Origin of the sequence: Pseudoalteromonas sp. KS88 (assembly GCF_004766475.1) — a bacterium.
Taxonomy (GTDB): domain Bacteria; phylum Pseudomonadota; class Gammaproteobacteria; order Enterobacterales; family Alteromonadaceae; genus Pseudoalteromonas.
Genome location: NZ_PYHV01000009.1, coordinates 91,463 through 107,006 on the forward strand (window position 1 = coordinate 91,463; position 15,544 = coordinate 107,006).

Annotated in this window: 15 protein-coding genes; 9 read left to right on the forward strand and 6 right to left on the reverse strand. The window is 40.1% G+C overall.

What is annotated here, in order from left to right; genetic code table 11:
* The first annotated feature begins 70 nt into the window (after nt 1-70).
* The 7 genes from lptD to C7Y70_RS06160 all read left to right on the forward strand — a co-directional run bounded on the left by lptD (nt 71) and on the right by C7Y70_RS06160 (nt 8,774).
* The gene (gene lptD / locus C7Y70_RS06130) at nt 71-2,314 is read left to right on the forward strand and encodes an LPS assembly protein LptD (RefSeq protein ID WP_135473773.1); all 2,244 of its coding nucleotides are present in this window, start codon (nt 71-73) and stop codon (nt 2,312-2,314) included.
* A 12-nt stretch (nt 2,315-2,326) separates the two neighbouring features.
* The gene (surA, locus tag C7Y70_RS06135) at nt 2,327-3,634 is read left to right on the forward strand and encodes a peptidylprolyl isomerase SurA (RefSeq protein ID WP_305396047.1); all 1,308 of its coding nucleotides are present in this window, start codon (nt 2,327-2,329) and stop codon (nt 3,632-3,634) included.
* A gap of 3 nt (nt 3,635-3,637) precedes the next feature.
* Entirely contained in the window at nt 3,638-4,630 is a 993-nt protein-coding gene (gene pdxA / locus C7Y70_RS06140) for a 4-hydroxythreonine-4-phosphate dehydrogenase PdxA (protein WP_135473774.1), read from the forward strand.
* Entirely contained in the window at nt 4,627-5,433 is an 807-nt protein-coding gene (gene rsmA, locus C7Y70_RS06145; RefSeq protein WP_099294660.1) for a 16S rRNA (adenine(1518)-N(6)/adenine(1519)-N(6))-dimethyltransferase RsmA, read from the forward strand. The genes pdxA and rsmA overlap by 4 nt, the downstream gene beginning before the upstream one ends.
* Complete coding sequence (gene apaG / locus C7Y70_RS06150; RefSeq protein ID WP_099294662.1) at nt 5,417-5,806, forward strand: Co2+/Mg2+ efflux protein ApaG; 390 nt, start codon at nt 5,417-5,419, stop codon at nt 5,804-5,806. The genes rsmA and apaG overlap by 17 nt, the downstream gene beginning before the upstream one ends.
* Before the next feature lie 5 nt (nt 5,807-5,811).
* Nucleotides 5,812-6,627 (forward strand): symmetrical bis(5'-nucleosyl)-tetraphosphatase, encoded by an 816-nt coding sequence (locus tag C7Y70_RS06155; protein WP_135473775.1) that lies wholly within the window; start codon nt 5,812-5,814, stop codon nt 6,625-6,627.
* A 131-nt stretch (nt 6,628-6,758) separates the two neighbouring features.
* Nucleotides 6,759-8,774, forward strand: coding sequence for a methyl-accepting chemotaxis protein (locus C7Y70_RS06160; protein ID WP_099294669.1), 2,016 nt, complete (start codon nt 6,759-6,761; stop codon nt 8,772-8,774).
* Between the two features lie 719 nt (nt 8,775-9,493).
* On the opposite strand, the gene C7Y70_RS06165 is transcribed toward C7Y70_RS06160, so the two are convergent.
* From C7Y70_RS06165 to rplU, 5 genes are all read right to left on the reverse strand, one after another.
* Entirely contained in the window at nt 9,494-9,871 is a 378-nt protein-coding gene (locus tag C7Y70_RS06165; RefSeq protein ID WP_135473776.1) for a DUF3718 domain-containing protein, read from the reverse strand.
* A gap of 79 nt (nt 9,872-9,950) precedes the next feature.
* Nucleotides 9,951-10,442, reverse strand: a complete 492-nt coding sequence (gene folA, locus C7Y70_RS06170; protein ID WP_180270387.1) for a type 3 dihydrofolate reductase — start codon at nt 10,440-10,442, stop codon at nt 9,951-9,953.
* A 70-nt stretch (nt 10,443-10,512) separates the two neighbouring features.
* Nucleotides 10,513-11,667: an Obg family GTPase CgtA gene (gene cgtA, locus C7Y70_RS06175; protein ID WP_099294680.1), complete on the reverse strand. Its 1,155-nt coding sequence runs from the start codon at nt 11,665-11,667 to the stop codon at nt 10,513-10,515.
* A gap of 154 nt (nt 11,668-11,821) precedes the next feature.
* Nucleotides 11,822-12,079 carry a 50S ribosomal protein L27 gene (rpmA, locus tag C7Y70_RS06180; protein WP_058561666.1) on the reverse strand — a complete coding sequence of 86 codons (258 nt, stop codon included), beginning with the start codon at nt 12,077-12,079 and terminating at the stop codon, nt 11,822-11,824.
* Nucleotides 12,080-12,095: 16 nt separating this feature from the next.
* On the reverse strand, nt 12,096-12,407 hold the full coding sequence (gene rplU / locus C7Y70_RS06185; protein ID WP_004587921.1) for a 50S ribosomal protein L21: 312 nt from the start codon (nt 12,405-12,407) through the stop codon (nt 12,096-12,098).
* Between the two features lie 409 nt (nt 12,408-12,816).
* Here rplU and ispB point away from each other — a divergent pair, with 409 nt between their 5' ends.
* Nucleotides 12,817-13,788, forward strand: coding sequence for an octaprenyl diphosphate synthase (gene ispB, locus C7Y70_RS06190; RefSeq protein ID WP_135473777.1), 972 nt, complete (start codon nt 12,817-12,819; stop codon nt 13,786-13,788).
* Between the two features lie 85 nt (nt 13,789-13,873).
* Here ispB and mdh read toward each other — a convergent pair whose 3' ends face one another.
* Nucleotides 13,874-14,809: a malate dehydrogenase gene (mdh, locus tag C7Y70_RS06195; protein ID WP_099294685.1), complete on the reverse strand. Its 936-nt coding sequence runs from the start codon at nt 14,807-14,809 to the stop codon at nt 13,874-13,876.
* 250 nt (nt 14,810-15,059) lie between these two features.
* Between mdh and argR the strand changes: the two genes are divergently transcribed.
* Entirely contained in the window at nt 15,060-15,527 is a 468-nt protein-coding gene (argR, locus tag C7Y70_RS06200) for a transcriptional regulator ArgR (RefSeq protein WP_002957753.1), read from the forward strand.
* Nucleotides 15,528-15,544: the final 17 nt, after the last annotated feature.

Below are 15,544 nucleotides of genomic sequence, written 5' to 3' on the forward strand. Positions count from 1 at the left end.
ACTGTATTTGCCATTAATTTCCTTTATTATGTCAGTCCTGTATTCAAAGACACCATATTAAGGTTATTAAATGAGCAAAACCTGGGGCATTATGATGCTAAGCGTACTGAGCGCACCATCGCTTGCCGAAACTGAACTGACACACAACTTTTGTGGCAATTCAATGCAAACCAGTGCTTGGCAACCGCTTATTGGCCTTGACCTTGGCATGGTCGATATCCGTTCAGATGATATAGAGCTGCTTGGTACACAAAGCGCTGAATTTACTGGCGACGTTGATATTAACACCCTTAATATGAGTTTGTCCGCACAAAGTGCATTAATTGACAAACAACGTGGCTTACTAAATGCTACGGGACCGATTATCTATCGCGATGCAATTAGTGAAGTTAATAGTGCAGGGCTCAATGCCGATTTAAACAACTCAGAGATTAGTTTGCTTGGTGCTGATTACAAATTAACAGAGCAACAAGGTCACGGTGGCGCTGAGAAGCTAACTATTAATCAGTCTGGCTTAAACTTACTGAATGCAAGCTTTACTACCTGCCCAAACGACACTCCTTTATGGGCAATTCAAGCCGAAGAGATTTTATTATCCAGTGAAAGTGGCTGGGGGGAAACACATGATATGGTGTTGCGTATAATGGATACGCCTGTACTTTATCTACCCTACTTTACTTTCCCAATTGATGATCGCCGTAAATCAGGGTTGTTAACTCCTAATATTTCCAGTTCAGACCGCTACGGTGTTGAAACCATAACCCCTTATTATTGGAATATAGCCCCTAATTTTGATGCCACAATTACACCACGTTACATGTCTAAAAAAGGGGTTCAGCTTATCAATGAATTCCGTTACTTAACTGAAAATAGTAACGGCTTGTTAGGGCTGGAGTTTTTACAAAAGGACGATTCGGAGCCACAACTAAAAGAGCGTTTCTTATTTCATTGGCAACAACAAAGCTATTTTGGTGACAAATGGCGCGCCAATATTGATATAACAAACGTCAGCGATGATAACTATTTGACTGATTTAGGTTCAGATTATGCAACGCGTACTGACACTCAACTATATCGTACAGGGTCTTTATCTTATTTAGGCGAGCGTTGGCGCACAGATATAAAAGTGCAAAACTTTGAAGTGCTAGGTAACCATTCTGATTCCTATGCTGCGTGGCCACAAATTGGCTTTTCGCAAACAGAACCATATAAATTAAGTAGCGTTGAATTTACGCTTGATGGCGAAATCAGTCATTTCACAAATAGTGATGCAGTTATTGATAAAGCCACCCGGCTTCACCTAGAACCAAAGGCGAGCTATGGTTATCAAGAATACGCATGGTCATTCTTATCTGAATTTAGTTTATTACACACCAATTATAAGCAAGAAGGTGACTTAGCGGGCAGTGACTATGCCGATTCAGTATCGAGAACATTACCTAAGGTGCGCTTGTATAGTCAGTTAAATTTTGAGCGTGACACCTCTCTCGTTAAGAATGGGATTCAAACTCTTGAACCCCAGATGCAATATCTGTACACGCCAGATAAAGATCAATCCGATATCGGCCTGTACGATACAACAAAACTCCAAGATGACTTTTTTGGTTTATTTCGTGATAAACGTTTTTCGAGCGTAGACCGTATTGCATCTGCCAATCAATTTACGCTCGGTGCAACCACTCGGTTGTTTAGTGAGAGTAATGAAGAGTTATTCAACTTCAGCGCCGGCCAAATATTTTATTTGAATGATTCAGCCAAACCTTCGGCGCAAGGGATTAACCCTAATACTAACTATAATGCCTTGTTTGCAGCACAAACCATGGTACATTGGCACCGACGTTGGTATTTATCAGGTGGGGTTCAATATGACGCCGATGGTAAGCAAATTATTCAGTCTAATGTAACTTTAGACTACAAAGGCGATAATAATCAGTTAGTCCAATTGAACCATCGCTATGCAAATGATGTCTCAGGCAATACAATCGAACAAGTTGGCCTATTTACTAGCTTCCCAATTAGTGAACAATGGCAATTTGTGAATAGCTACCACCGCGACCTTGATACCGGACGTAGCATTGAGATATTCAGTGGATTGCAATATGAATCGTGCTGTTGGGCTTTTCAACTCACAGCCCGTCGCCAAATCGAAACTGATTTAAATCAGTCGATAGGCCAAGAACAAGCTACATTTGACTCAAGCATTGGATTTAATATTGTCTTGAAAGGATTAGGTAGTAAAAGCCGTTATGATGCACAAAAATTATTACAACAAGGTATTTTTGGCTATCGTAGACCGTATTTTCTTAATAACTAGTATTAGCAGAGTATTAGAAAAAGTATGAATTTAAAAAAATTATTAGCATCAGCATTATTAGGTTTTGGTTTATGCCAGAACGTTATCGCAGCACCTGTAGAAATTGACAAAGTAGTCGGCATTGTTAATCAAGGTGTCATTTTACAAAGTGAAGTAGACACTATTGTTAACCGAGTAAAAATGCAGGCTAAAGAGCAAGGCCAGCAACTTCCATCAGATGAAACATTACGTATTCAAGCGATGGAGCGCTTAGTTAACCAAACGCTTATGATGCAACTTGCTGAGCGTATGGGCCTTGAAATTTCAGATAGTCAACTTGATCAAACATTAGTTGGCATGGCAAAAGAGCAAGGTGGTTCTATTGCTGATTTGCGCCGCACGATTGAAGAATCAGGCGAAAGCTTTCAATCGTATCGAGAAGAGATACGCAAAGAGATTACGACACAACAAGTAATGCGTGCAAATGTAGATCGTCGTATCTACATAAGCCCACAAGAAGTAGATAACTTATTAAAAATAATGGAAAGCCAAGGTCAAAATACTGAAGAGTTTGATATTGGTCATATCTTAATTGATATTCCAAACAATGCTACTGCCGATGAAATCAGCAGCGCAAAAACACGTGCAGATAAAGTCATTGAGTTCTTACAAGACGGTAAAGAATTTAAGCGTATTGCTATCTCTTCATCAAGCGGTTCAAAGGCGCTTGAAGGCGGCCAGCTAGGTTGGATGAGTATCAATGAAATGCCATCTTTGTTTGCAGAAGCAGTTAAAGGCACTAAAAAAGACGCAATCATTGGGCCTCTTCGCTCCGGTGCAGGTTTTCACATTGTTAAAGTTCAAGATATCCGTGGACGTCAGGTTGTTGAAACAACAGAAGTTCGCTCACGTCATATATTAATCAAACCATCAATTATTTTAAGTGAAGAGAAAGCGCGCTCAATGCTTAATGGTTTTGCCAAAGAATTACGTGAAGGTACGGCCGACTTTGGTGAGTTAGCTAAAGAGTACTCTGAAGATCCAGGCTCTGCACTTAAAGGCGGTGAGTACGATTGGACAGATCCAACAACATACGTTCCTGCTTTTAGAGATACATTACTTTCACTTGATCAAAATGAAATTAGTGACCCATTTAGAACTACATTTGGTTGGCATATAGTGCAGCTGCTAGATAAGCGCGTAGCTGATAAGACAGAACTTGCTAAGCGCAACCGTGCTCACGGCATGTTATTTAACCGTAAATTTAAAGAAGAAAGCTTTAACTGGCAGCAAGAAATGCGCGAACAAGCCCATGTTGATATTTTCCCAATTGAAGACTAACCAATGACTTTACGTATTGCGATTACCCCCGGCGAACCCGCCGGGATCGGCCCTGATTTATTACTTAAGCTAGCTCAACATGATTGGCCAGCTCAGCTTGTAGTGATTGCTGATGGTCACATGCTGAAACAGAGAGCGAAACAACTTGGGTTAACCATTAATCTAATTCCCTTTGATGAATCAGCACCTGCATCACTCGCCCCTGCCGGCAGTGTATTTTTACACCAAGTCGATTTAGGATCTGAAGTTCAGCTAGGTGTGCTTGATGATCTAAATGGCCAATACGTGCTTGATACTTTGCGTATAGCATCAGAAAAAAATATGGATGGGACATTTGATGCTGTTGTAACTGGCCCTGTACATAAAGGTATTATTAACAAAGCTGGTATCTCATTTAGCGGCCATACTGAGTATTTTGCTCAGCAATCAAATACCCCTGATGTTGTCATGATGTTGGCTACAGAAGGCCTGCGTGTTGCTTTAGTCACCACGCACATTCCCCTTGCTTATGTGTCACGCGCTATCACTGTCGAACGGTTATCTAAAGTTGCAGGTATCTTGCACCACGACCTAACAACAAAGTTTGGTATCGAAAAGCCACGAATTTTAGTCTGTGGGTTAAACCCGCATGCAGGTGAAGATGGTCATTTAGGCCGCGAAGAGATTGAAACAATCACGCCGACTCTACAGTTGTTAAATAACCAAGGTATGAACCTAATAGGTCCTCTTCCTGCTGATACACTGTTTCAAGATAAATATTTATCACAAGCAGATGCCGTGCTTGCAATGTATCACGATCAAGGCTTACCTGTGCTAAAATACAAAGGATTTGGTAAGTCAGTGAATATTACTTTAGGTTTACCTTTTATTCGCACGTCAGTTGATCACGGTACAGCGCTAGATTTAGCTGGTACAGGTGATGCTGATGTTGGTAGTTTTGAATTAGCGATCCGCGAAGCAATTAAGCTCGCCCATGAAAAAGCACAGAATCAATGACAGATAAAGTACACTTAGGTCACCGCGCCCGTAAACGTTTTGGGCAAAACTTTTTATTTGATGAATCAATCATCGATAAAATAGTTACTGCAATCGATCCGAAACCTGAAGACAACCTTGTTGAAATCGGCCCTGGTTTGGGCGCTATCACTGAACCTGTCAGCGAGTTAAGTGGTCACTTAACTGTTGTAGAACTCGATAAAGACCTTGCACAACGTTTAACAGAGCACCCTTTTTTGGGCCCTAAATTAACCGTGCATCAAGGTGATGCGATGAAGTTTGATTTTTCAAGCTTGGTTCGTGACGACAAAAAATTAAAAGTCTTTGGCAACCTGCCTTACAATATTTCAACACCATTGCTGTTTCATTTATTTGAATTTGCAGACAACGTTGAACATATGCACTTTATGCTTCAAAAAGAAGTCGTAAAACGCATGGTTGCAGGCCCTGGCAGTAAAACGTTTGGTCGTCTAAGTGTTATGACACAATATTACTGTAATGCAATGCCAGTTGTTGAGGTGCCACCTGAGTGCTTTAAGCCTGCACCAAAAGTTGACTCTGCAGTAATTCGTCTCATCCCGAAAAAACCAGAACAACGCACAGCTAAAAGTGTAAAAATACTCAATACTGTATGCTTGGAAGCGTTTAACCAACGCCGAAAAACGCTTCGTAATAGCTTGGGTAATTTATTAACTGCCGATGAGCTGACAAGTATTGGCATTGATATCACTCTTCGCGCTGAAAACCTTTCATTACAACAATTTATTGATATAGCTAACTGGATTTATGACAACAAGCAGTAATTTGGGGTCACCCATAAAAGTGACAGTTGAAACTTTTTATGTCGAAGGACAATCTCAACCTGAGCTTGATAAATACGTTTTTGCCTACTCGGTAACCATTAAAAACCATAGTTTATGCAGTGCAAAATTAGTAAGCCGCTATTGGTTGATAACTGACGCCAACGGCAAAGAAATAGAAGTCCAAGGTGAAGGTGTAGTTGGCGAAAAACCAACTATAGCTCCTGGTGAAAGCTACAAATACACCAGTGGTGCTGTCATTGAAACCCCTGTCGGGACCATGCAAGGTTATTACACATTAAAGAATGAGTTCGGCACTGAATTTGATGCGCCAATCAATGTGTTTAGATTAGCCCAACCTAATATTCTGCACTGAGCTATATGGCTGACTATGCTATAGGCGATCTACAAGGCTGCTATGATGAATTTCAAGCTTTGTTAACGTTGGTAAACTTTAACCCAGCTAAAGATCATCTATACTTGGTCGGCGATATTGTAGCAAGGGGCCCAAAATCCCTTGCCTGCCTAGAGTATCTTTACAAAAACCAAGACAGCGTGACAATTACATTAGGTAATCATGATTTACATATGATTGCATGTTACTTATTAGGCAAGTCTATTAACCCTAAAGATAACCTAGATGCTGTTTTTAGCTCACCGAAACTTTCTCACTATATTCATTTTTTACGCCAGCAACCACTCGCGATATGGTTAAAAAAATACAAAACGTTCATTTCTCATGCTGGTTTAAACCCCGACTGGTCAATATCTAAAGCACTTAAACATGCTCAGTTTGCCACACAATGCTACCAAAGCGATGAAGTAAACTCTTTTTTAATGGGGATGTACGCACAGCACCCGCCACACATGAGTAAACAACTAACAGACATTGAACGGTTTCGTTTTATTGTTAACTACTTTACACGAATGCGCTTTTTAACCCTAGATGGGCAGTTAGAATTAAAATCCAAAGGCGCAATTGATGACAAAAACACAATAGTCCCCTGGTTTTCTCATCCACGTTTTCAATCATTGAATTGTGATATTGTTTTTGGTCATTGGGCCGCACTTGAAGGGAAAACCCCCTTACCAAATTTACATGCACTAGACACAGGCTGTGTCTGGGGTGGGGAAATGACACTAATGGAACTTAAAAATAAACAATCCTTTAGTGTTAATTCTAATCAATTCATCTAAATTAACTGAAAAAAAAGCCATTCTCTGTTAGATTTAGTATAATAAATGTTAAAAGTAATTAAATTTAATTACTTAACTTATCTGCAATTAAGCCGATAAAGTCTAATCATTACTCTTTTATGGAAATTCATATGAACTTAACTGTTAGCCAACGCATCTGGGGTGGATTTATCTGTATCACCTTATTGCTTCTCTTAATTGGTGGGAACTCTCTGTTCAGAATTGCAAACATTAATAACTCTGCGCAACAGGTCAACCAGTTATCTTTGCCTGCTTTAGAAGAAAGCTCAGAGCTCCAGGTTGAGTTCATCCTTATGAGTAAGGCTGCACAGGCTAGTTTTTACACTACATCTACCGCAGAGTTGGAACCAATAAAAAAATCGCTACAAGAGCGTAAAGTACGATTCGACCGTTCTCAGTCTCAACTCAAGCAAGTGGTTGCTAACAATGCTCAACTAAGTCAAAGCAGTCGTGATGTAGAGTTAACCTACAATGGGTTTATCGCATCAGTCGAGAGCTTATTAAACGATAAAGCATCTGAACTAAGGCTTAATAAAGAGCTGAAAATGCAGTTGGAAACTATTGAACTAGCGGCTGAGGATGCCAACTCTGTTGTGCTAGATATCATTGATATTGATGGCCTTGAAGAAAGTGACTCTCGTGCATATCAAGCTGCAAATATGCTTGAGAACAACTTTTTATCTTTAGTAACAACCAGCACGGATATGCTCACGGTAAAAACACAAAATACGCTTGATATAGTAAAAAATGAACAAATTTACTTCCTTGAAGAAATAGAAAGAAGTATTAACCTACTAAAGCCTGCGGTTGAAGCAAATGACCCAGACCTGTTTGATGATTTAAATAATTACTTTGTATCAATTAAAGATAATGTAAAAGGTAATAACAGCTTATCGGCTAACAAAAAACGCTTAATTGATACAATAGCACTGACTAAATCGGAGCTGGCAGATGCTGAAACAGCAACAACGAAGGCGCTTAAACAACTTAATGAATTAGTGAGTCAAGCGAGTAACGTTGCTTTTGAATTGCAAAAAGGCGTTAGTAGTGATGTAACCTCAGCAAATTTATGGACATGGGTAGGTATGATAAGCGCCACCCTACTTGCTATCATTGTTGCGTATATTACGGTTAGCCGAATCACCAAACCATTGGCGGAAGTTAACCGTGTACTTGATATTGTAGCGAGCGGCGATATGACGCAACGCCTTGACGATTCAGCACAGGATGAGTTTGGTGAACTATCTCGCAGCTGTAACACGCTTATTGACAGCTTGAGAAGCTTGATCAGAGGTATTATTTCGCGTTCAACTCAGCTTGCAGCAGCTTCAGAAGAAACATCAGCGATTACTGGCGAATCTAGCCAAGCAATTCGTAATCAACAAGCGCAGGTTGAACAGGCTGCAACTGCAACTACCGAAATGAGTAGTACATCTCAAACTGTAAGCAGCAGTGCTCAACAAGCACTTAAAGAAATAAAAAATGCAGATAAAGAAGCTGACCGCGTCAAAGGTATTTCAAGCCAAAACAAAGCAACAATCGAACAGCTTGCACGCGAGGTAGACGATGCTTCGCAAGTTATTAATAAGCTTCACCAAGACAGTGCATCAATTGGTAGTATTCTTGATGTTATACGTGGGATTGCTGATCAAACCAACTTACTCGCACTTAATGCTGCTATAGAGGCTGCTCGTGCAGGTGAGCAAGGTCGTGGCTTTGCCGTTGTAGCTGATGAGGTACGCTCTCTTGCTAGCAAGACACAAGAGTCGACTCAAGAGATTCAAGCTATGATTGAGTCGTTACAAAGCGGTGCTGAGGCTGCTGTTTCTGCAATGTCAAAAGGCAAGCAACAAGCTGAGTCATGTGTTGAGCAATCTGATTTAGCAAATACAGCCCTAGACTCAATTACTGCAGCAGTGGCACAAGCCCATGATGTCAGTGAAGAGATTTCAACAGCAGCACAGGAGCAACAACAAGTATCTCAAGAAATTAGTGAGCGACTTGAATCGATTGTTGCTATTGCAGAACAAACCGCTGAGGGTGCAAATCAAACTAATATATCAAGTTCAGAAGTTGCTAAACTAGCTGAAGAGCTACGTTTATCTGTTGATGAATTTAAAGTGTAATTTACTCGGGTTTGTTAACCTTGCAAGGTTAAATTTGCAAAGATCAACAGACCCTCGTTAAATAAAATTGTTAAAAGCCGCATTTGAGAAATCAAATGCGGTTTTTTAATAACTAATTTACACAGCATAAAATAGTTGAAAATAGCTAAGTAACACTACAGCTGTTATTAAGGTTAAAAAACTGATGGCGCAAAGCCGGTGTGGAATGGTGTGGTATAAAAGCCCAGGCATTTGCTTTAGGTTCGCAAAGCTTGGAATAAAGAAGAGAGAGTAGCATTCAAACTTGCTGAGTCTGTTAGCCGTGTTTTTACATGCTAATCTTAGCCCCGAAAAATACATTAATACAAAACTGGAAGCACCCATTATCTCTACTAAGGCCATTAGCTCCATACTAATTACTACCTCTGGCCCAGCAGTAAACATTACAATTAAAATTGCTAATGACTGCCACAGCCCCTTGGTAGCACATCCCTTTAATCGATTAAGCATTTATAGCCTTCCCTTACTCTATACATATCCCACTTTAGCGTAACGTTAGATTAAAATATAGATGCAGAAAAAGAATAGTACTCATGACCTACTAACTAGCCAGCATGTAATCAATGGGCTAGATCCTTAAAAGATTTCACTCAAAGTTATATAAATAGATTAAAGTATATAAGTAATAGACACAAAAAAACCGCGATAAACGCGGTTTTTACTAGTAACCTATAAGGTTATTATAAGCCAGCACGGTCTTTAATTGCTGCGATGAGCGCTGAACCGCCATGGCCATTAGATTCAGCCCACGCTATATCCGCGCCATCTGCTAAAGAGCTTTTAGAAAGGTTCTTTACAACAAACTCACCAGCATCAACTGCATTGCTCGCAATTGCATGACGTACTAAGTTATTTCCATTACATTGGATTGCATCGTATACGTTACGAATTTTCACACGAGAGCTTTTTAACTTGCTACGAAGGCGATTTTTATCATCTGCAGCTATATACTCACAAATAGACACAGCTAACTGATCATTGGCTTTAGCTGGTGCACTAAAAGCAAAAGACCCAGAAACCACCGCAGTAACAACTAGTAATGTTGATAATTTAACCATGAAAGACCCTTAAGTAATACTTTTTACCTATATCGATTGCTTAATATTGTACCAATCTATAAGATTAATCGCAATAATGTTACTCAACTTTATCTAAAGTTACGAATTTATACTGATGTAAATTCTTATCATCGGGTGCGTTTACTTGCTCTTCAACAACCTGCCAATTGGCTACTTTTTCATAATCGGGAAATTGAGTGTCGCCAGCTACATCCAGCTCAATAAACGTTAAATAAAGTGTAGTCGCTTTCTCTAAAAATTGCTGGTAAATATTTCCACCACCAATAATCATAACCTCATCAGTATTTGTAACTAATGCTAATGCCTCATCTGGTGATGTCACTACCTCAATACCAGGTGCACTATACGCTTCATTACGGCTAATGATGATATTTTGCCTTCCAGGAAGTGGGCGCCCAATTGACTCGAATGTTTTTCGCCCCATGATCACCGGCTTACTCATCGTCACACGTTTAAAGTGCTGTAAGTCAGCAGGTAAATGCCATGGCATTTTATTGTCATTACCAATAACACGATTATTAGCCATTGCTGCAATCATTGAAATTTTCACAAAACCACCTAATGCTTTTTTACTATCCAAGAAAAAAGGAGCGTAAGCTCCTTTTAAAATTTATTATGTATTAACGCTCGTAGACAACTTCTACATCGTAATCGTCTTCATCCCAATCTTCCCAATCATCGTCATCGGTATTTTTGGTTGCATCTTTGTGGTACGTATCCCACTTAAACTCAACCTCTTCATCTTCGATTGGAACAAACTTCTCTTTTGGCATGCTATCAAGCAGTGCCATGATCTCATGACAAAGCGTTTGTGTATTTTGCTTATTAACTGCAGAAATACGGTAGATATTTGTCTCTTCACCCAACTCTTCTGCAATTTGCTCACACAATGCGTGTGCTTCATCTTCTGGGAGTAGATCAATCTTATTAAATACTAACCAACGTGGCTTTTCAGCAAGCTTCGGGCTGTACTGATGCAACTCATTGATAATAGCAAACGCATTCTCAACTGGGCTCGAGCCATCTACAGGCATAATATCAATAATGTGTAATAACACACGGCAACGTTCAAGGTGTTTTAAGAATCGAATTCCTAAACCAGCTCCGTCTGAAGCACCTTCTATTAGACCCGGTATATCAGCAATTACAAAAGACTTATTTGCATCAGGTCTAACAACCCCTAAATTCGGGATAAGTGTTGTAAACGGGTAATCAGCAACTTTCGGCTTTGCAGCAGATACACTGCGGATAAAAGTAGACTTACCTGCATTTGGTAACCCTAGCAAGCCCACATCAGCTAATAGCATTAGCTCAAGCTTAAGCATGCGCACTTCACCTGGCGTGCCTAACGTTTTTTGGCGCGGTGCACGGTTAGTACTTGATTTAAAACGTGCGTTTCCTAAGCCATGAAAACCACCTTTAGCAACCACTAAACGCTGACCATCTTGAGTAAGGTCGCCTAATGACTCTTGTGTATCAACATCAGTTACACGCGTGCCCACAGGCACTTTGATATAAAGATCTTCACCTTTTTTACCAGTACAATTACGGCTTTGACCATTCGTACCACGCTCAGCACGATGAAAGCGCTCGAACTGGTAATCAATTAAGGTATTTAAGTTTTCATCTGCTTGTAGATAAACACTGCCACCGTCACCGCCATCGCCGCCATCAGGACCACCGTCCGGCACATATTTTTCACGACGGAAAGACACGATACCGCTGCCACCGTCACCAGCTTCTGCGCGAATTTCTACTTCATCTACAAACTTCATGATTACTCACTTTAGGATTGGCTTGTTAATAACTCTATTATATACCTAAGTGGCCTATTGAGCACACTCTGCATAAAAACACTTGGGTATATAGTTTGATGAGCTTAAAACAAAAAACCCCGCAAAGGCGGGGTTTTTTAAGAACCGGCTCTGATTACTCAGATACGATGCTTACGTATTTACGGTTTAAAGGACCTTTTTGTTCAAACTGAACTTTACCATCTGCTTTTGCGAAGATAGTGTGGTCTTTACCGATACCTACGTTTGAGCCAGCGTGAAAACGAGTTCCACGTTGACGTACAATGATGCTACCCGCTAGAACTGATTCGCCACCAAAACGCTTAACACCTAGGCGTTTGCTTTCTGAATCGCGACCGTTACGAGTACTACCAGCTGCTTTTTTATGTGCCATTTCTAAGTACCTCTAATTAAGCGCTAATGCCAGTGATTTTAACTTCTGTGAACCATTGACGATGGCCCATTTGCTTACGAGAATGCTTACGGCGTCTAAATTTAACAACCTTAATTTTCTCACCGCGACCATGTGAAACAACCTCAGCTGTTACTTTACCACCGTTTACGAACGGTACACCGATCTCGATTTTCTCACCATCAGCAACTAAAAGTACTGAATCAAATTCAACTGCTGCACCAGTCTCAACGTCTAATTTCTCAAGACGAATTGTTTGACCTTCAGTCACACGGTGCTGTTTACCACCACTTTGGAAAACCGCGTACATAATTAACTCCGTCTGTGCGCCCTCAAATCGACGCAACTAAAATATTCTTCAATAGGGCGCGAAGTTTACGCTAATGTGCAAAAACTAGCAAGCCCGTTTTTTAATTAAATGAATAAAAAATAGCTGCTTTGAGAGCAATTCAATATTTTCACCTATTTTATATTAAATTAGCATTATGCCAAGTGCTTTTTTGTACATGATGACAAATAAATTACAGCAACTAAATATCACCTAATGAGCAAAAAACAACCACGCAAATTATCACCACTTTTAAGTTATCTTGTGTAATAAAGGCTAAATTTAGTATTTTAAACCTATTTTTTCAGCGAATTGTCACAAAATATCGAGCAAGCGCGTTTTTTGTTGTACAATCAGCACCGTATACCCATTAAAATTGGCTCGGAGATCAATGGATATAAAAGCTATCCAGGCGTTAATCGAAAACGATATGAATGACGTCAATCAACTTATTCACGCACAAATGCGCTCTGATGTGGCATTAGTCAATCAACTTGGCTTATATATAGTTAATAGCGGTGGCAAGCGAGTTCGCCCTATGTTGGCTATTTTAGCCGCTAAAGCACTTGGCTATAAAGGGTGTGATCATATTACGCTGGCAACGATTGTGGAGTTTATTCATACCGCAACCTTGCTTCATGATGACGTTGTTGATGAATCTAACTTACGCCGTGGTACACCAACAGCAAATGCTGAATTTGGTAATGCTGCAAGTGTTCTTGTTGGTGACTTTATCTACACTCGTTCTTTTCAACTCATGGTTGGTATTGGCAAAATGCAAGTAATGCAAATACTTGCTGATGCAACAAATGTCATTGCTGAAGGCGAAGTCCTACAGTTAATGAACTGCAATGACCCTGACACGACTGAAGACAGCTATATGCAGGTTATCTACTCAAAAACAGCGAAGCTATTTGAAGCAGCGACCGGACTTGCAGCAGTTATTACTGAACAAGACGAAGCCACGCTAAAAGCACTTAACCTTTATGGCATGCATTTAGGCACCGCATTTCAATTAGTAGATGATGTACTTGATTACAATGCCGATGCCGAACAGTTAGGCAAAAATATTGGGGATGATCTCGCAGAAGGTAAACCTACCCTGCCTTTAATTTATGCAATGCAACAGGGTAATGCTGAGCAGGTTCAGTTAATCCGCGACGCTATAGAGCACAGTAACGGAATGGATCACTTAGAAGCAATTCTATGCGCTCTGCGTGAAACAAATGCGCTTGAGTTTACAATGAATAAAGCAGACGAAGAAGCAGATAAAGCCATTTCTTGTTTATCTGTGTTAGCTGATTCGCCTTACAAAGAAGCCTTAGTTAGCCTAGCCCGTATTGCTGTTGATCGTAGTCACTAAAATTAACGATTTGATTTCGAGCATAAAAAAGCCTGCAATTGCAGGCTTTTTTATTATCGCCAACTGCTTGGCGATAATGGCAAGATTATGCGTTGATGAAATCAACACCTTCTTGAATGTCTTTTTTCAGTGTGTCTAACATGTCGTTTTTAGCTTGTTGCTCAAACGCACTTAGCTCACCGTAAGAAAGGATTTCTTCTACGCCATTTTTACCTAAACGTACTGGGTGAGCAAAGTATTCTGCATCACCATCTTCAACAGCTACGTATGCATAATCTACCACGTCTTCACCTTGTAGGCCTTTTACTAAAGACATACAAAAACGTGCTGCTGCTGCACCCATTGATAATGTAGCTGAGCCACCACCCGCTTTAGCATTTACTACTTCAGTACCCGCATTTTGGATACGTGGAGTCAGTGCCGCAACTTCTTCATCAGTGAAAGTAACACCTTCAACTTGAGAAAGTAATGGAAGAATTGTTGTGCCTGAGTGACCACCAATAACAGGTACTTTAACTGAAGCAACATCAACACCTTTAAGCTCAGCAATGAATGCTTCTGAACGAATTACGTCAAGTGTTGTAATACCGAAAACACGGTTAGCATCGTAAGTACCCGCTTTTTTGAATACTTCAGCAACAATTGGCACTGTACCATTTACTGGGTTAGTGATAATGCCTACTAATGCTTTAGGACAGTTAGCAACAATGCCTTCGGCTAATGTTTTAATGATACCAGCATTTACGTTGAATAAATCAGCACGGTCCATACCTGGCTTACGTGGCATACCAGCTGGAATAAGTACAATGTCACAACCAGTTAATGCTTGGTCTAGCGCATCAGCACCAAAACCAGCTACTTTAACATCAGTCGGGATGTGAGAAAGGTCAACAGCAACACCAGGAACAACTGGGGCAACATCATAAAGTGATAACTCAGAACCTGCTGGTAAACCTGTTTTTAGTAATAAAGACAACGCTTGACCGATACCGCCTGCAGCACCTAATACAGCAACTTTCATTGGAATTCTCCGTAATTTAAGGTAGAAAATATTTGTGGCACTAAGATAAAGAAATTAACGCCTAAAGACAAATTTATCCTGCTTATTTTGCATATAATTTCGACCATAGTTGTAAATAACTTGAGCAAGGGATAATAAATCAATCTCAAGCAGCTATTTATGCCTTTTATTCAGTAATAAAAACAACTACTGCATAAGTATGCATTTTTGTGTAGAATTTAGAGCATCAAATAACAAAGCAGACAACAACATGCAACCACAAGATAAACAAGAAGCGCTAGTTAAAGCTTTTAAATCACTTTTAAAAGAAGAAAATTTTGGGTCCCAAGGTGAAATTGTTGACGCATTAAAAGACCAAGGTTTTGATAACATAAGCCAAAGTAAAGTGTCACGCATGTTAAGTAAATTTGGCGCCGTACGAACTCGTAACGCTAAACAAGAGATGGTTTATTGCTTACCAGCTGAGATGGGCGTGCCGACAGCAAAAAGTCCACTTCGTCAATTAGTCATTGATATCATGCATAATGAAATGATGATTATCATTCGTACAAGCCCAGGTGCTGCGCAATTAATTGCCCGCTTATTAGACTCATTAGGTAAAGCTGATGGCGTGTTAGGAACGATTGCAGGTGACGACACCATCTTTATAGCACCAGCCAAAATATCTGAAATTGACGTAACATTGGAACGCGTGCGAATCTTATTTGATACTGTATAACTAACCCAAACTTCAGG